Source organism: Anaeromassilibacillus sp. An200, assembly GCF_002160025.1.
Lineage (GTDB): Bacteria > Bacillota > Clostridia > Oscillospirales > Acutalibacteraceae > Caccousia > Caccousia stercoris.
On the sequence record NZ_NFJU01000001.1, the window covers coordinates 109,892 to 126,883 of the forward strand.

Sequence of the window (16,992 nt, forward strand, 5' to 3'; positions counted from 1 at the left end):
AAATGAACCTTTCCATGAGATGGTTAAATGAATTCACTCAGCCCGGCGAAATGCCCATGCGCACCTTTACTGAGGCAATGACCATGAGCGGCTCAAAGGTAGAGGGCTGGGAAACGGAAGGCACAGAGATCGAAAATGTGGTGGTGGCGAAAGTCGTTTCCATGGAACACCACCCCGACTCCGATCACCTCTGGATCTGTCAGGTGGACACAGGAGATGGACAGCCGATCCAGATTGTTACCGGCGCGCAGAACCTGAAACCCGGAGACGTGGTGCCCGCTGCTCTGCACAATTCCCTTTTGCCCGGCGGCAAAAAAATCAAAAAGGGCAAGCTTCGCGGTGTGGAAAGCAATGGTATGCTGTGCTCGCTCGGTGAGCTGGGGCTGACGACGCATGATTTTCCCAGTGCGGTGGAGGATGGCATTTTTGTGCTGACCGAGGAAGATGGATGCGATCTGACGCTCGGTAAGCCGATCTGTGAGGCCATCGGCCTGAACGACACCGTGGTGGAATTTGAGATCACCTCCAACCGCCCGGATTGCTTCTCTGTTATCGGATTGGCACGTGAGGCCGCCGCGACCTTTGACAAGCCCCTCTCTCTGCACACTCCCACTGTCAAAGCCGGGCACGGCTCGTCGGACGGGATGCTGGACGTTAAAATCGAAGCAACGGACCTCTGCTCCGTCTACTCGGCCCGTGTGGTCAAAAATGTACGGGTCAAACCCTCTCCCCGTTGGCTGCGTGAGCGTCTGCGCGCGATGGGAGTCCGCCCAATCAACAATATTGTCGATATCACCAACTATGTGATGCTGGAATACGGACAGCCAATGCACGCCTTCGACCTTCGCTTTGTGGAAGGCGGGCAGATCCGCGTGCGCCGTGCCAAAGCCGGAGAAACCATCACCACGCTGGATGGTGTGGAGCGCACGCTGACAGAAAAGCAGATGGTCATTGCCGACGCGAAAAAGCCGATTGCAATCGCGGGCGTCATGGGCGGTGAATTCAGCGGCATTATGGACGATACGAACACCATTCTGTTTGAATCCGCCTGCTTTGACGGCGCTTCCGTCCGCACAACGGCCCGCGATCAGGGTATGCGTACCGAAGCTTCTTCCCGCTATGAAAAGGGACTGGATCCGAACAGCTGCCTGCCTGCTCTCGACCGCGCCTGCGAGCTTGTCGAACTACTGGACGCGGGCGATGTTCTTGACGGTGTGCTGATGGACTCCCATTTCTCTTCGGATCGCCGCCGCATTCCCCTTGAGCATGACTGGATTAACCGTTTCCTCGGCATCTCCCTTTCCGAAGAGGAAATGAAAGCTATCCTTGCCAAACTGGACTGCACTTTTGACGGCAGCGATGTATTGGTTCCAACCTTCCGCCCTGATTTGGAGCACAAGGCCGATATCGCCGAAGAAATTGCCCGTTTTTACGGCTATAACAAGATTCAGTCCACCTCGATCCGCGGAAGCGCTCAGGGCAAATATACCGCGCGGCAGAAGTTCGATCGTACGATTATGCAGACGATGCGGGCGCTTGGGGCCAGTGAGATCATGACCTATTCCTTCATCAGCCCCAAATATTATGACAAAATTCTCATGCCTATGGACAGCCCTCTGCGCAAGTCCATTGTGATTTCCAACCCGCTGGGTGAAGATACCAGCATCATGCGCACAACCATTCTGCCGTCCATGCTTGAGGTATTGGCACGCAATTACAACAATCGCAATGCGGAAGCCTGCCTGTTTGAGCTTGGCCGTGAATATATTCCAACCACAGAAAACGAGCTGCCCATCGAGAAAAACACGCTGATTGTTGGCATGTACGGCGGCGGCTGCGATTTCTTCACAGTAAAAGGCATGGCGGAACAGCTTCTCGAAATCCTCTGTGTGAAAAACTGGGATATTGCTGCTTCCTCGGAAGAATCCAGCTATCATCCGGGGCGTTGTGCTATTCTGAGCGTTGATGGCAGCCGTATTGGCGTGCTTGGTGAGCTGCATCCCAAGGCTGCGGAAAATTACGGCATCAACGAACGTGTATTCTGCCTGACGCTGGATGTTGATCTGCTGTTCTCTTTGGCTGAACCAGAAAAGACATACACTTCTCTGCCGAAATTCCCTGCCGTTACACGCGATCTGGCTTTGATTTGCGATGATGCCATTTCGGTAGGAACACTGGAAAAAGCGATCGTCACCGGAGGCGGGGCTCTTGTTGAGAGCATCAAACTCTTCGACGTATACAAAGGCGAGCAGATTGAAAAAGGCAAAAAGAGTGTTGCGTTCAATATCGTGCTGCGTTCCAGAGAAAATACGCTGACGGACGAGCAGACAAATGCCGCCATGAAGAAAATTATGAAAGAGCTGGAAAAGACCGGAGCGGCCCTGCGTTCCTGATCTCTCCGCTTGATTTTCCGCTTCGTTCACAATTTTCTCCTTGAATTTGAACAATCGATGTTGTATCATGTAAGCTAAAGTATTATTCCATCCTTTCGTTGTGACGTTGGCGGCAGTATTCGGAGGTGTTTCCATGCTTGATAAGACCATGACCTTTGCCCTGGGCGACGATCGGGAGGATAACATTAAAAAAATCCTTACGGTCGTATATGACGCATTACGGGAAAAGGGCTATAATCCCATCAATCAGATGGTTGGGTATATTCTTTCCGAGGATCCCACTTATATTACGACACACAACAGCGCACGCAGCCTGATCCGCAAAATTGATCGCGATGAGCTGCTTCAGGTCCTCTTGAAATCTTATCTGGGTAACCCATAAGACGAACACGCGGTTTTCCGCAGGAACCCTGTAACAGCGGTATCGTTCCAACTATTCCTGCAAAAACTCACAACAGCGAATGGAACCCCATTTGAACCGATCCCTTGGTACGCGCAGTACGGCGCCGGCCCCTGGAGTTTCTCCACTGGCCGGCCGCCTTTTCTTCCAGGAAAACTTCTGCGCTGCCGGAGAGAAAAAGAAGGAGGAGAATCAGAATGAATGCGAAACAGGAATCCCCATTCCCGACCTACAAAGGGAAACCGCTCGTTCGCTGCGGCGATGTGATTTACTATGGGAGCATGAAGGATAAATATGTGGTGAAACTGGAGATCAAAAGCAAAAAAAAGGTGCAGGATCTTGAGGTCGCTGACCGTGTCACCATTCAACTTATGTATACAGACGCCAACATCCGCTCCCGCAAACAGATTGTGAAATCGAGTGAAAAGAATGGACTGTATCTTGCCATGGACATTGCCGACGCTTGGTTAACCCGTGCATTGGGGGAATAACAGAATATATTCTTAAGCGGTCTTCTCAGTGGAAAGACCGCTTTTTCTATTTTACGCAAAAATCCTCTTTTCCAAATGGCGCTACAATAGGCCATTTATGAAAAGAGGATTTTCACATGGAAAACTATTCCCGCTTAAACTGTTCTTTGATTTTCTCCATAGCACTGATTGAACACCGCTCGGAATGTGGCGTACCGTTCCTCATAAAACGCACTGCGCGCTGGATCTGGATTGACACTCTTATCGGAAAAGTGAACACAGCACGACACCCCTTCCCGAAGAGATGTATAGACCCCGCTGCCAACTCCAGCTGTTATCGCTGCTCCTACACTCGCCTGATAAGAACGATTTTCTGTCAAACAAAGACTGCGTCCAAGAACCGTCGCCATCATTTGCATCCACACCGGGCTGCGGGTATATCCTCCCGAGACTACCATCCGTTCCTCAGGTGCACCCAGACGGTTCAATATCTCCATCATATCACGCATGGCAAAGCATATGCCTTCCATAGCAGCCCGCATATAATGTGCACGGGTGCAGCTAATCGTCATTCCAAACATAAGCCCTCTCAGGGACTCGTCCATATGCGGAGAACGCTCCCCATTGAGATAAGGAAGAAAGACTGGCTGTACCGTTTCATCAAGCACGTCTTCCACCTCGTGATTGATCGTCTCCCAAGACTCTCCCGGATAAAACAAACCTGCCAAATATTGGAACGCTGTCCCGGCAGTCAGCATTGCGCCCAACTGGTACCAGCTATCCTGTTCCACATTGCAGAAAGTATGCGTATTCAAGGCGGGATTGATCCAAGGTTTTCTGGTGTTTAAAAAAAGCTGGCCGCCGCTGCCAACGGTGCAAGTCATCTCCTCCGGCACCAACACACCGTTTCCCAGAGCCTGCATGGGCTGATCCGCTCCCCCAAAGGAAACTGGCGTCCCTTTGGCAAGACCGATTTCCTTTGCGGCTGCGACAGTCACAGTTCCGCATAAATCACATGGCCCCGACACCGGAGATAGTACGGCGGGATCCAAACCAATCCGTTCCAACATAGGAGACGACCAGCAGCGATGCTCTACATCAAATAAAAGCGTTGCAGAAGCATCCGTCCATTCTGTTCCAAGCTCCCCTGTCAAACGATAGCGCACATAATCCTTGGGAGAAAGAACATAGCGGATACGTTTAAATTCCTGAGGCTTATGTTTTTTGAGCCATAGCAGGGAGGTCATCTGAAAACCCGAAAAAGCTGGATTCAAAATTCCCCATTCGATTAGCTCTTCACGGGAAACTACGTTTTTCTCTTCGCCTGCCCTCGCATCACAGTGAAGGATAGCCGGAGCTATTACATTTTTTTCCGCATCCAGAATAACCAACCCATGCATCTGTCCTGAAAAGCCAACACCCCGCACATCAGTCGCCAATACGTTGTGCTCTGTCAGAAGACGGTGCATTCCTCTGCATACTGCATTCCACCAATCTTCCGGGTCTTGCTCCGCCCAACCAGGGAAGCGGCTGAAAAACGGGTAGGAAACCGTTGCTCCATATGTAACGGATCCACCCACCGATGTAAGGGAAAGCTTTGCCCCAGAGGTTCCCAAATCGATACCAGCCAAATATTGCATGCTATTTTCCTCCCTGTCATCTTCGGATCGTCTTTTATTCTTTCATCTTACATGCAAACATCATCTTTGACAAGAGGTTTTGCAGAAAACATTAAAAATAGTTTATAAAAATACATAAAACCTGCCGCCCTTCAAAACAGTCGAAAGACGGCAGGCTGCAGGAAGCTGCATTAAATTTTAGAATAACCGTAGCTGTTGACAATCGCGTCAATCTTCCGTTTTTCACGGCAGTCCGGACATTCTTCAAAAGCGTAGGTACGATAATTCGGAATATCGTCCTGCGTGAAGATGGCATCCACCGGAATCCCTTGCTTTTCACTGATAGCACTGAACAGCGCAGCAATTCCAACAACATTTCCGCCGTAATACTTAATGCATTCCAGAGAACGGTTTATGGTCTTTCCTGTGGTAGCGGAAGCCACCAGCAGCAGCACTCTCTTCTCCCAAACCATCGGCTGGATATTATCCCGGAAAATAATCTGCCCATTCGGATTAAACTCCGGGGTAATCACACAAATGTCACTTTTTTCATTCATCCCATGCAGGGAAGATTTGCTCAATGCGTTAGCCAAAAAGCCGCCGATCAGCTCACAGCCATCCATACAGATAATGGTATCAATGATGGTATTGTTTGCATAGTTTTGAGCCATCGTTTCACCGGCCTGTTTTGCAATCAGGCTGTGATATTTGATACCAGTCATATCTATATAATAATTAATGTGAGAATGGTTCGTCGCAAAATGGCCGGGGATGACACGCAGAGACAGGTTTTTGTTTTTGCTGCACTTGATTTGAATGCTTCTGTTTTCCATGGGATCAACCCTTTCCAAATAAAATGGGAATACTGGAATTACTTTCTTGTTTTATTATAGCATTATTATCTAAAAAATCAAGAAAGAATCGCAATCTTTTTTAGTAACAGACACAAGGAATAAGCTTTTTCCTTTTCTAACACCCAAAATCTCAAGCTGCCAATCGGTTCAGCACGGCACTCGCCACGCTGCCGGCGGAACCAATTCCCGAGCTTCCCTCCTCCACTGCGACAGCAAAAGCGTATGGAGTGGAGCTGTTCGCGGAAAAACCTATCATCCAGCCGGTGGGGGCCTTCCCTTCCCCTACTTCGGCGGTTCCCGTCTTGGCACATACCTCCATCCCAGAGGGAAACAGATTGTCTCCATAGTAACTGGAGACATTATTGCGCAGATATCCTTTCAGCCGATCCGCAGTGGAAGCCGAAAGCATCCGTTCCCCTTCCTGCGGATATCCCATATGCGTAACAAGACCAAAGCTCGTGGTAATGCTGTCCACAAAATGCGGAAGAACCGGCGTTCCGCCATTCGCCACAGCTCCCATCAGAATTGCCATATGCATGGGATTCGCCAGATCGGTATATTGACCGATGCCGCTCCAGGCCAGAGCATCATCCGACGCGCCTTTGACCTGATAAACACTCTTGGCCGTATGGATCCCATCAAATTCAAAACTGGTATTAAATCCCATCTGGTTGGTCATTGCGGTCATTTTTTCCTCTCCGAGTTCCACGGCGAGCTCACCGAACACCACATTGCAGGAATGGGAAAGCGCTGTTTTGAAGTCAATCTGCCCGTGCGTGGCAAGGCAGTTGATTTGATTGCCATTGATGACTACACTGCCGTTGCAGGTGAACGTCCTGCTATCAAGATCCGGAATATTTTCAATGGCAGCCGCCGTTGTCACTACTTTGAACACCGAACCCGGCGTATACGTGGAAGAAAGCACATTGTTCAGATAAACTCCTTCATATTTTCCGGTTTCATCTGTGTCCAGATCCGCAGGCGGTGCGCCCGGATCGAAAGAGGGCGTGCTGACCTCACACAGGATAGCCCCCGTTTTATAATTATAAACCACAACCGCGCCTTTCTTCCCCCCCAGCGCTTCATACGCTGTTTTGCACAGATCCGCGTCCAGCGTCAGCTTCACATCGCTTCCATTGGATTTTCCAAATGGCGAAACCAGCCCGGTTACCAGATTGTAGCCGGAAAGATCCGCACGGTACAGATATTGGGCGGAGGTCGCAATATATCCGCGCGTATCCCCAACTGTGTGCAGCATGGCAAGTCGAACAGTCTGGTCATCGTGATAAACACGGCCTGTCTCATCGCTGTAAGCCAACACTGTCCCATCCCGATCTAAAATACGCCCGGAGAGGCTTTCTCCCTGTGTAATATGCTTATTGAAGGGCTGAATCGCCCAGCTTCCTCCATCGCGGACAAACTCCACAAGAAAAAGCAGCATACCTCCTGCAAACGCAAGCGTGAGAAGAATGAGAATCAGCGATCGTGTCCCTGTTGTTTTCACGCGCCGTCACCTCCGTTTCCGTTTTGGGCGGCGTGCCGCATACGTCCGCTCGTCACCTGCCTTGATAAAAGCCAGCATGCCCCAGACCGACACCATGCTGGAACCGCCCGCGCTGATAAACGGCAGCGTCACTCCTGTCAACGGCAGAACATCAACAACACCGAACACATTCAGACAGGCCTGAAACAGCAGCAGCCCTGCGGCGGAACAAGCAGCGATAGAGTAAAAGGTGGAGCGGCTTCTCGTTGCGTCCGAGCGGGCACAGAATACCAGCAAAGCAATCGCACAGACTACCACAACCGCCATCAGCAGTCCCAGTTCCTCCCAAAGCATACCAAACACCAGATCGCTGTTCGCGGCAAAAATGGGAGAGCCGGAACGTCCCGCTCCCAGCTTGCCGTTTCCAATCCCCATACCAAACAAACCGCCGCTTGCACCATAGGAAAGCACACGCACCTGCTGATACCCCTGGCTTTCGTTGACATATTCCCAGACGTGCCGCCAGCCCTGAAAACGGCTGAGCACATAAGGGCGAAACTTGAGAATCAGAAAAGCGCCGAACACCGCCGCAGCAACAGCCAGCACAATCGTGCGGATGCTGCCCGATCGCATAAAAGAGATAAACAGGAAGGTCACAAAGAAAATACAGGCTGTCCCGAAATCCTTCATCAGAAACAAACTGACCAGACAGACACCGGTAAAGGCAATAAAAGCCGTCAGGTTTTGTTTGGTCTGAAGCCGATCCAATGTGGCTGCCCCGACAAAAACAAACGCCACCTTGATAAATTCGGAAGGCTGTACCGAAACAGGACCAATGGAGATCCAGTTGCCGGCCCCATGCACCGCCGTAGCAAACACAAGATTGATCACAAAAAGCAGCACTGCCGCTCCGGCAATCCAAGGACGGAATTTGGTTACCCGGTCCAAATCTCCCATAAACCATATTAAAACGCAGAAAAAAAGGATCCCCATCAGCATCGTAAGAAGCTGCATATATACTGTGCTCATGGTGGGATCCACCACTGCCCACATACCAGGGGCCTCCTGCCCCTCAGACAGTTTACCCCGCATACCCGAAAGGAGCATAATTCCCGTTCCCGCCAGCAGACAGGCGATCGTTTCCAATTCAAAGCTTACATGGTCCAGTTTCTTCATAGAATATACATAAAGGGACCACTGCATTACCTGAACCGCTAAAAACGGCAGAACCGGCAAAAGAGAGAAATCGCCTCCCCCAAAACAAGCTTGCAGCAAAAGGAAAAAATGAATCACACTCACCGTAAGCAGCAAGCCAAATGGAGAAGCGGCGTGGCGGACACGCCGCTTCTGCTGCGGAAGCTTTGCTTCACTGGTACGCTTGAGCATCAATGAGGTAGATCCCATCGTGATGACATCTCCCGGAACAACGGAAGCCGGCTTGTTCGCCATCCGCCCATTGACCCGGGTTCCGGCCTTTGAGCCGGTATCCGTCACCAGCCAACCGCTCTCCCGACGCATCAGCACAGCATGATCACGGCTGGCTGTGGCGTCCGCCAGAACAATATCGCAGCTTCGGCTGCGCCCGATGGAATTCTCCCAATACAAAACCGGTACAGTTTCCTTTGTCACCGTGTTTTGCAGCACGATTACCGGTTCTTCCCGCCTCCGGCCTGCCTTAATGGAATGGAAGGCACGGACCAAGACATAAATGGAAAGCAGCGGAATAAAAATCCGCAGAACATAAAGGATAGAAACCGAAAATGACTGAAAATCCGGCACCGCAGATTCACCTCCTGTCTGTTGGACAGCAGCGGATATGCCGTGTCACAGCAACCGAAGCTCCCGCATCAGGCCGGGCAGCTCCTCTTCAAAATCAACGCCAAAGCGCGGATCGGTTCCGGCCCGCCAAGTACGGAAAATCGATCGGCTGACAAAATGGACGGACATCTGCATCGCCTCCGGCAAAGCACGTCCACACAGCAATCCTGCCAAGAGAGCGGCTCCAAACAAATCACCTGTTCCATGAAAATGCCCCTGCACACGCGGAGCGGCAGCAAAATCTATTTTTCCCGTTTCCGCGTCATAACATGCCGCCCCGATGCTTTCTTGTGAAAAAGAAACACCGGTCAGAACGACGCGGCGCGGTCCAAGCTGAGCCAATCGCGGCAGCAGCAGGGCTGCTTCCGCTCTCTCCGGCATCTCATCCCGCAGCTCCTCACCGAGCAGCAGGGCGGCCTCTGTCCGATTGGGGAGAATCAGATCAGCTCCCCGGCAGAAGGAGAGCATCGCATCCGCTGTTTCCTTTGAGATACCCTGATACAAGCGGCCATGATCCCCCAGCGCCGGATCTGCCAGAAACAGCGTATCCCGACGGCGAAGAGAGCTCACCAGCTCCTCACAGGCGGCAATCTGTCCTGGAGAGGACATATAACCGGTGTAAAGAGCATCAAAACGAAGCGAAAGATCACTCCACTGACGTGTAAACGCTCGCACTCCCTGCGTAAAATCCTGATGGTAGACACCGGAAAGGCCGCCTGTATGGGAACTGAGAACCGCTGTGGGAACAGCGCTGCATGCGATCCCCGCCGCGGAAAGCACCGGAAGGATGACAGTCAGGGAGCATTTCCCGAAGCCGGAAAGGTCGTGTACAGCCGCGGCTGTTTTCTGCATGGCATCCGTCACCGCTTAGCCACGACCTCGCCGGGGCGCTTGAAGATATGCCCGGCAGGGATCAACCCGCGCACCATGGAAAGCGGGTAAACATTGCTGTGCCGGCCGATCACCGTACCGGGATTGAGAACGGAATTACAGCCTACTTCAACAAAATCTCCGAGCATGGCCCCCATCTTTTTCAGGCCCGTTTCGATCGCTTCCTCACCGCCGCGCACCGTCACCAGCGTTTTATCGGATTTTACATTGGAGGTGATGGAACCCGCGCCCATATGGGATTTATAGCCGAGAATAGAATCACCCACATAGTTGTAGTGCGGCACCTGTACACCGTCAAAAAGAATGACATTTTTGAGTTCGGTAGAATTGCCTACCACGCATCCTTCTCCAACAAGAACCTTTCCTCTTACAAACGCTCCCGGACGCACCTCTGTTCCCGGGCCAATAATGGCTGGGCCAGCAATATAGGCACCGGGGTATACCTTGGCCGTTTTGGAAATCCAGACATCCTCAGAGGGATGAGCGTACTCATCCTGTGAAAGCGACTGTCCAAGCTGCAGGATGAACTCTCCTATTTTGGCCAGCGCTTCCCACGGATACTCATATTGACTGAGCAGAGAAGCCGCCTGTGTGTGCGACAAATCATACAAATGAACAATCTTTGCTTCTTCCATCACAAATTCCTCCTGAACCGATAAACTTATTCTTTTGCCATGGACGTACCCTTGCGCTCCCGCTCCTCCTTCGAAGGCAGACAAGCAACCGCGAGAGCTTCCAGCCGCGCCATATGATAGCGCCGGATGATTTCGCGTTCTTCATCGGGAATCCGTCCATTTTCGGGGGAAAGCAAAAGCTGAACATTTCCCAGCTCCTGTGCAAACTCCCGGAATTGCGTTAATTTACAGGAAATCCGAAAGATTTCCTCATCACTGCCTCGCAGCAAACGGCGCTCGGAAACATAGGCCTGTATGCTTTGCGAAAGCTTCTCCGTTTGCCCCGCCAACTCCTTGCAAGGAGCTGGAGCTCCTGCCCGCGCCGCATGCAGCGCCTGCGCCGCCACCGCGCAGAGGGTCTGATAGTTTTCACGAACCTCTCCGGCATAATGATGGGGCATCACAATCAAATTGACTGCCAGCGCCACCAAAATTCCAAGGAGCGCGTCTGCCGCACAGGTCAGCGCATGAAGCCAGTATGGTCCGCCGGGCGGCATAAGCGTCACGGCAAAGAAAGCAACCTCCGCCAACAGCGTTCCCCGTTCCAGATGCAGCATGACACACAGATAAAGCGTTAAAATCACACCGATCCCACAAAGACCCGCATTGCCGGGATCCCAAAGTGAGAACAAAAGCCCCACAGCAGCCCCCAGCAGGGTTCCCACCGTACCATCCCTCGCTGTGCGAAGCGACACGTCAATGGATTTTCCCATCATGACCGCGGCAGCAATGGCGCTGGTGAATGGCTGCCCAAATGGCAGAGTGTAGGAGAGGAAGAGGCACAGGGTGACAGCCATTCCTGTTTTGATGACACGCAGCCCAGGCGCCAAACGCTTCCCCTCCAGCCAGGCGGGCGCCTTCATTGCGGTATCTCCATTCCAGCCAGGAGCAGCAGATCCTCCGGAGCTTTTGCCAACGCGTTCGCACCGTGCTCCATCAGCTCTTCCTTGTCCCGGAACCCCCATAAAACGCCGACTGTTCTCATACCCGCCGCGCGGCCGGTCTCCATATCCACGCCGCTGTCTCCGATATAAAGGCAGTTCTGCGGTGCAATGCCAAGTTCCTTTGCGATCAGCAGCGCGCCGTCCGGCGCAGGTTTTCGGGGAATTTCCTCCCGCTGGCCGTAACAGCAAGCAAAGAAGTTCTCCGGAAACAAATGGGAAACCACGGCGCAGGCATCGCGATCCGGCTTATTGGACAAAACTGCCAATCGGATTCCCTGCTGCTTCAAAGTACGGAGCACTGTGAACAAGCCGGGATATTCCTTTACCTCACGCATAGGGTCCGCACCATACAGATCATCATACACACTTCGCAGACGAAGCACATCCTCCTCTGTGTATGCGCCCGCTGTATGGGACAGCATCCGCCGCATCAGGCAATCCGCACCGTTCCCTACCAGAAAACGGTAATCTTCCTTGGGAAGGATCGGTTTCCAGCCGCAGCGGCACAGCGCTTCATTGGCAAACCCCGCAATGGAATCCAGCGTATTGGCCAGCGTTCCATCAAGATCAAAAATACAAAGTTGAACCATAGTTCCAACTCCCTTTACCACACAGCAAAATCACGCCCGACCGGGAGAATTTTCTCCTCTGTGCAAAATTTTCTTCACACTTTCCAAAATTTCCTTCATATTCAAAACCAGCATCAGAGCTGTCAGCAGGATCTCCCACAAAATCCAGAGCGGAACCTCAAAAACCATCAGAACCGCCTGTATGAGCAGCAAAAGCGTGTTGACCGTTAATCGCAGAGTACTGACCCGCATCCGGACATAACGTTTGGTGTCCACCATACGGATCAGGAAAACCACCAGATAACTGATCAGCATTGCCAGCACAGAGCCATTCACACCCCAAAGTGGAATCAAGGCAAAGTTCAGCCCGATGTTCACACCTGCGCCAACAATCGCTGTCATCAAAGAATGAACACTCTTTTTCTCCATCATATAAATGCTGCCCAGAAAATTAACCAGACAGGTAAATACAGTCGCCACCACCAGCAAGGGAATATACTGCCAGGAAGGATAATAGTCCTCCGCCACCAAAATATGCGTAATAACCTTGCTGAACAGGATCACACCCGACGCCGCCATAAACATCAATGCATAATACGCAGTAAAGACCCGCGAAAAGAACCGGTTTTTCCCCTTGGTCTCCGTTACGGCGCTCATCTGCCATGCATCCATGAAAATGCCGGACACCAGCACAATCAAATTTGGCACCTTATACGCCGCAACGTAAAGGCCTGCATCAGTCTGACTCATCATGGCCGCAATCAAAAATCGGTTGGAAATATTGGTGATCCACCAGAAAATTGTGTTCGGCACCATTGGGATGGAGTATTTCAGCATCGCCACCGGAACGGCATGGTCCACGCGCATCGGGCGCAGATAGCGCAGGTTGCCCGTGGTCAGCGCGAGAAATACCACAGAACATGCGTCCGAGGTGATGATGGCGGAAATATAACCCACAACCCCCATCTGAAACACCATAACATACAGACAGGAAAACAAAACCGTTGTGAAGGTGCTCAAGATTCCATCCACTGCAAACAGGCGCACCATCCCACGGGCGCGGGTAAACTGCGAAAACAATGACCGCATGGAGGACATGCCGACAAAACAAACCAGATACAGCATGTATTTCGACACGTAGGCCGGATTAATCTCCATAACCTCCATAACGGGTGTGAGGACAGGGACAATGACCGGCTGGAGCACAAGCAGCAACAAAAAGCCGGACAGGATGGTGAAGAATCCTGTCGAAAACACATCGCTTTTTTTAATGCTCTTATCCAGACCAAAACGGATAATGGAATTGATAATGCCAAGCGTCACCACAGGCAGAAGCAGATTGCCCATATCCACGATCATGTTGGTGATACTGAACTCCGCCGGAGAGAGGGCGTAAGAAAGCAGCGGAGTAAGCAGGAAGCTGAGCACCTTTGAACTGAAGGTGCCAATCGCAAAGATGAGGGTATTTGAAATCAGGCGTTTGTATTTGTTCAACGCAATTCCTCTGTTCCTGTTAGATTTCCCGGGCAATCCCACCCGAAGGGCTGTCCCACTTAGGGTATTATAGCTTTTTCCCGCCGGAATTGCAATGCGCCGTTCTCTGGCTTGCGGGAATTTCAGAAAAACGGCGTTTGGATTCGGCGCATATTTCTTTTTATTATACAGAAAATAATGGTAATTTGCATCAAAAAAAGATGACGGAATTATGAATTTTTTCCATGCTCCTGTGCATATTCGTTCAAGACACGCAAAAACTCTCCGCCGTATCGCTCCAGTCTGGCCCGCCCCACACCGTTAACCGCAAGCAGCTCCTGCTCATCCAAAGGGAGCAGTCCCGCCATTTCCCGCAACGCCCGATCGGTGAACACCACATAGGCCGGCACTCCAGCCCGGGCAGCAAGACGGGCGCGCAGGACCCGCAGCTTTTCATACAGCTCGGGGCGCTCCGTCATTTCTTCCTCCCTGCTTTTCACAGAGAACTTCCGCTTTTCCAAGGTCCTCTTTTCTTCTTCTTTCTCCGGCATCCACATGGAAATCTGTCCGCCTTCCTGCAAAAATGACTCCCCATCCTGTGTCAAAGCAAGGAGAGGATAGTCACCTTCCGTGATTTCCATCAGGCCGCGTCCGATGGCATGGTCGATCAAAGAAAGAATCTCTTTCACCGAAAACCCGGAAAGAGCGCCATACTGAGGAAGCTGATCCAAAGAACGGCGCCGGACGGTGTCGTTGGCGGCTGCCGCGGCTCCGCCTGCAAGGAGAGCTGCCACTGTCTTTTTCCCATACCCACGCCCGCAGGCCCGCACACAGGAAAGAAGCAGCTCTGCCTCTTTTGTCACATCGCGTTCCCCTCCGCCTTGCAGACAGGTACTGCAATTTTCACAACGCCGGGGCGCCTGCTCTCCAAAATAATGCAGAATATAGGCCCGCAGACAATCGGAGGCAAAACAGTAAAATGTCATTTTTTTCAGCCGCTCCTCCTCCTGCTTGCGTACTCGCTCGCGCTGTTCCTCCTCAAGCTCCTCGTTTTCCCCGCTGGAACGCTCGATCAATAGACGGTTTGTCACCACATCCTGTCCGGAATAGAGCAGGACACAGCGGGCCGGAGAACCGTCGCGCCCCGCACGGCCCGCTTCCTGATAATAGCCTTCCATATTTTTCGGCATATTATAATGGACAACCATTGACACATTTGATTTATCGATCCCCATCCCAAACGCATTGGTCGCCACCATCACAGACGCTTTATCATACAAAAAAGCATCCTGATTCTCCCTGCGCTCTTCATCCGTCAGGCCAGCATGGTATCGCACGGCGGGAAATCCCTCCCGGCACAAGCGTTCACATACTTCCTCAACCGTGCGCCGGGTCAGGCAGTACACAATCACGCTTTGCCCCTTTTCCTCCTGCAAAAGCGAAACAAGAGCCGCATATTTGTCCGCCGGTTTTTTCACTTCAAAACGAAGATTGGGACGATCAAAGCCGGTACACACGGATACAGGCTCCCGCAAGTCCAGAAGTTCCACAATATCACGCCGCACCTGGGCGGTGGCGGTTGCAGTAAAAGCCCCTACCGGCGGTCTTTGGGGAAGGGAATTCAGAAACTCCCGAATTTTCAGATAGCTGGGACGGAAATCCTGCCCCCACTGGGACACACAGTGGGCTTCATCCACCGCGACAAGCGAGATCGGCAATCGTTCCGCTACACGAAAAAAACTTTCCGTTAAAAGACGCTCGGGAGCCACATAAATGATTTTATACCAGCCCTGTGAGGCGCGCTCAAGCGCCAGGCGAAATTGTCCCGGCGTCAGAGAGCTGTTAAGATAAGCTGCTTTGACGCCAGACTGAATAAGAGCAGAAACCTGATCTTTCATCAGGGAAATCAGCGGAGAAACTACAAGCGTTACACCGTCCAGCACCAGCGCCGGAACCTGATAGCAAAGCGATTTTCCCGCTCCCGTCGGCATCAGCCCGAACACATCGCGCCCCGCCAAAAGGCCATCCACCAGCTCCTCCTGCCCACTCCGAAATGAAGAATATCCAAAGTATTCCCGAAGAACCTGCCATTTGTCCTGTACCAATCGATCCACCTGCTTCATTTTGCTTGATTGCGTGAAATAACTTTTTCTATTATCCACTTTTTCCTTGTTTTTGTAAACCTCTCCTTTTTCCCACCCAGTGATTGCCACGGGTAAACGGAACATTTTTTCAAACAATAGGGAAGCGGCTGAAACGCCGCAACAGCATCTGTAAACGAAAGGAGCTGGACAGGATGGCTTATGGATTTCCTGAAGGGTTCCTGTTCGCAATTGCGGAAAATCCCGCGGCATCGGAAGCGTTCCGTGCTATGGGCAGTGAAGAACGTCAGGCCCTGTTTCTTCGGGCGCGCCACGCCCAGGGAAAGGATGAACTGCGCCGTCTGGCGGACAGCCTTGCCGCCTCTATCCAGGAATATCCGCAGGCGTTCTGAGTGCCGGAAAGGAGACAGCTATGCAATTTCCGTTCTCTCTTTACCCGCTCGCGCTGGCAGATCCGTTCCGGGGAAGCAGCCGTGCGAGAGAGTATTTCAATTCTCTGCCTGAAGAAAAACAGCTGGAACTGCTGCGCCGTGATATTACGGCCGGAGATTTTGATCATGAGGTCGAAATCCTGAAAATGCGCGAATAATCACAGCGAATCCACCCCAAACAAAAGCGCCCCGAAGGAGTTGCATCCTTCGGGGCGCTTACTTTATATGGATATCAATTTTTTACAGCCCGGAATCCACGATCTTCTGCGCCCAATCCACAGCGGCCTTCACATCGGCATCCGTCGGCATACCCTTCTTGAAGAGAGAGCTTTTGACAGCGACGGAATGAACATCCGGAATCATATGGACACCCTTGGATTCCATCGCCTTCTTGATTTCATCAAGGCCAGAAGTGTTGCCATTTCCATTGATGATGTAGAATGCAACATTCTGTGCACGGGCAGGCGTCAGATCACGGCAGAAATGATCCACCGGGCCCGGGAGCTTACCATTCATCTCCACGCCGATGAAAATAACCTTTTCACCTTCGCAGGGATAGGCGGGCGGAATCTGATCGCAGACACACTGATGGATCCGTCCGAGCTCGGACGCAATCACCTGAGCGGAACCACTTTTCGAGAAATGCAGAGACTTGGCTTTCATGATAAAATTCCTCCAATATTCACATAATGCTTGAAGCTTTGGAAAGACTCCGCGTCTCACGATCGGGGCTGCTCTCCACTTCATTTTCTTTTATTGTATCATAGATTTGTGAAGAAAAGGTGATAAAATCATTTCTTTAAGGAAAAATATTTTCTACTAATTTGTATATAATCACGAAAATTTTACAAAATTCCGGAATTTTCCTCCG

16 protein-coding genes are annotated in these 16,992 nt (G+C 51.6%); 5 read left to right on the top strand and 11 right to left on the bottom strand.

Annotated features, from left to right (window positions below):
* The first annotated feature begins 2 nt into the window (after positions 1-2).
* The 3 genes from pheT to B5F35_RS00560 all read left to right on the top strand — a co-directional run bounded on the left by pheT (position 3) and on the right by B5F35_RS00560 (position 3,284).
* Entirely contained in the window at positions 3-2,393 is a 2,391-nt protein-coding gene (gene pheT, locus B5F35_RS00550) for a phenylalanine--tRNA ligase subunit beta (RefSeq protein WP_087237012.1), read from the top strand.
* A gap of 133 nt (positions 2,394-2,526) precedes the next feature.
* Positions 2,527-2,775 carry an IreB family regulatory phosphoprotein gene (locus B5F35_RS00555; RefSeq protein WP_087237014.1) on the top strand — a complete coding sequence of 83 codons (249 nt, stop codon included), beginning with the start codon at positions 2,527-2,529 and terminating at the stop codon, positions 2,773-2,775.
* A gap of 215 nt (positions 2,776-2,990) precedes the next feature.
* Complete coding sequence (locus B5F35_RS00560; RefSeq protein ID WP_087237016.1) at positions 2,991-3,284, top strand: hypothetical protein; 294 nt, start codon at positions 2,991-2,993, stop codon at positions 3,282-3,284.
* Between the two features lie 134 nt (positions 3,285-3,418).
* Here B5F35_RS00560 and xylB read toward each other — a convergent pair whose 3' ends face one another.
* The 10 genes from xylB to recQ all read right to left on the bottom strand — a co-directional run bounded on the left by xylB (position 3,419) and on the right by recQ (position 15,702).
* Positions 3,419-4,894, bottom strand: a complete 1,476-nt coding sequence (gene xylB / locus B5F35_RS00565; protein ID WP_162611278.1) for a xylulokinase — start codon at positions 4,892-4,894, stop codon at positions 3,419-3,421.
* 179 nt (positions 4,895-5,073) lie between these two features.
* Positions 5,074-5,715: a type I phosphoribosyltransferase gene (locus tag B5F35_RS00570; protein ID WP_087237019.1), complete on the bottom strand. Its 642-nt coding sequence runs from the start codon at positions 5,713-5,715 to the stop codon at positions 5,074-5,076.
* A gap of 151 nt (positions 5,716-5,866) precedes the next feature.
* A complete protein-coding gene (locus B5F35_RS00575) occupies positions 5,867-7,240 on the bottom strand; it encodes a penicillin-binding transpeptidase domain-containing protein (protein WP_087237021.1) in 1,374 nt (457 codons plus the stop codon).
* Between the two features lie 6 nt (positions 7,241-7,246).
* Positions 7,247-8,998 (bottom strand): FtsW/RodA/SpoVE family cell cycle protein, encoded by a 1,752-nt coding sequence (locus B5F35_RS00580; protein ID WP_087237023.1) that lies wholly within the window; start codon positions 8,996-8,998, stop codon positions 7,247-7,249.
* Positions 8,999-9,043: 45 nt separating this feature from the next.
* Positions 9,044-9,889, bottom strand: a complete 846-nt coding sequence (locus tag B5F35_RS00585) for a pyridoxamine kinase (protein WP_087237024.1) — start codon at positions 9,887-9,889, stop codon at positions 9,044-9,046.
* 8 nt (positions 9,890-9,897) lie between these two features.
* On the bottom strand, positions 9,898-10,563 hold the full coding sequence (locus tag B5F35_RS00590; RefSeq protein ID WP_087237026.1) for an acyltransferase: 666 nt from the start codon (positions 10,561-10,563) through the stop codon (positions 9,898-9,900).
* A 26-nt stretch (positions 10,564-10,589) separates the two neighbouring features.
* Positions 10,590-11,465 carry an FUSC family protein gene (locus tag B5F35_RS00595; protein WP_162611279.1) on the bottom strand — a complete coding sequence of 292 codons (876 nt, stop codon included), beginning with the start codon at positions 11,463-11,465 and terminating at the stop codon, positions 10,590-10,592.
* A complete protein-coding gene (locus B5F35_RS00600) occupies positions 11,462-12,136 on the bottom strand; it encodes an HAD family hydrolase (protein WP_087237030.1) in 675 nt (224 codons plus the stop codon). The genes B5F35_RS00595 and B5F35_RS00600 overlap by 4 nt, the downstream gene beginning before the upstream one ends.
* 30 nt (positions 12,137-12,166) lie before the next feature.
* Complete coding sequence (locus B5F35_RS00605; RefSeq protein ID WP_140401111.1) at positions 12,167-13,609, bottom strand: lipopolysaccharide biosynthesis protein; 1,443 nt, start codon at positions 13,607-13,609, stop codon at positions 12,167-12,169.
* Positions 13,610-13,818: 209 nt separating this feature from the next.
* Positions 13,819-15,702: a DNA helicase RecQ gene (gene recQ, locus B5F35_RS00610; RefSeq protein WP_242969337.1), complete on the bottom strand. Its 1,884-nt coding sequence runs from the start codon at positions 15,700-15,702 to the stop codon at positions 13,819-13,821.
* 182 nt (positions 15,703-15,884) lie between these two features.
* On the opposite strand from recQ, the gene B5F35_RS00615 reads away from it, so the two are divergent.
* Both B5F35_RS00615 and B5F35_RS18620 read left to right on the top strand, forming a co-directional pair.
* Positions 15,885-16,082: a hypothetical protein gene (locus B5F35_RS00615; protein WP_087237033.1), complete on the top strand. Its 198-nt coding sequence runs from the start codon at positions 15,885-15,887 to the stop codon at positions 16,080-16,082.
* A 20-nt stretch (positions 16,083-16,102) separates the two neighbouring features.
* Positions 16,103-16,279 carry a hypothetical protein gene (locus tag B5F35_RS18620; RefSeq protein WP_162611280.1) on the top strand — a complete coding sequence of 59 codons (177 nt, stop codon included), beginning with the start codon at positions 16,103-16,105 and terminating at the stop codon, positions 16,277-16,279.
* Positions 16,280-16,361: 82 nt separating this feature from the next.
* Here the strand turns inward: B5F35_RS18620 and B5F35_RS00620 are convergent, their stop codons facing one another.
* Positions 16,362-16,784, bottom strand: coding sequence for a hypothetical protein (locus tag B5F35_RS00620; protein ID WP_087237035.1), 423 nt, complete (start codon positions 16,782-16,784; stop codon positions 16,362-16,364).
* Positions 16,785-16,992: the final 208 nt, after the last annotated feature.

What these genes read in the sequence shown, in the direction of transcription:
- B5F35_RS00620 (WP_087237035.1), bottom strand. Translation starts at nt 16,784, where the DNA reads ATGAAAGCCAAGTCTCTGCATTTCTCGAAAAGTGGTTCCGCTCAGGTG.
- B5F35_RS00615 (WP_087237033.1), top strand. Translation starts at nt 15,885, where the DNA reads ATGGCTTATGGATTTCCTGAAGGGTTCCTGTTCGCAATTGCGGAAAAT.
- B5F35_RS00595 (WP_162611279.1), bottom strand. Translation starts at nt 11,465, where the DNA reads ATGAAGGCGCCCGCCTGGCTGGAGGGGAAGCGTTTGGCGCCTGGGCTG.
- B5F35_RS00555 (WP_087237014.1), top strand. Translation starts at nt 2,527, where the DNA reads ATGCTTGATAAGACCATGACCTTTGCCCTGGGCGACGATCGGGAGGAT.
- B5F35_RS00590 (WP_087237026.1), bottom strand. Translation starts at nt 10,563, where the DNA reads ATGGAAGAAGCAAAGATTGTTCATTTGTATGATTTGTCGCACACACAG.
- B5F35_RS00570 (WP_087237019.1), bottom strand. Translation starts at nt 5,715, where the DNA reads ATGGAAAACAGAAGCATTCAAATCAAGTGCAGCAAAAACAAAAACCTG.
- B5F35_RS18620 (WP_162611280.1), top strand. Translation starts at nt 16,103, where the DNA reads ATGCAATTTCCGTTCTCTCTTTACCCGCTCGCGCTGGCAGATCCGTTC.
- B5F35_RS00600 (WP_087237030.1), bottom strand. Translation starts at nt 12,136, where the DNA reads ATGGTTCAACTTTGTATTTTTGATCTTGATGGAACGCTGGCCAATACG.
- B5F35_RS00585 (WP_087237024.1), bottom strand. Translation starts at nt 9,889, where the DNA reads ATGCAGAAAACAGCCGCGGCTGTACACGACCTTTCCGGCTTCGGGAAA.
- pheT (WP_087237012.1), top strand. Translation starts at nt 3, where the DNA reads ATGAACCTTTCCATGAGATGGTTAAATGAATTCACTCAGCCCGGCGAA.
- B5F35_RS00560 (WP_087237016.1), top strand. Translation starts at nt 2,991, where the DNA reads ATGAATGCGAAACAGGAATCCCCATTCCCGACCTACAAAGGGAAACCG.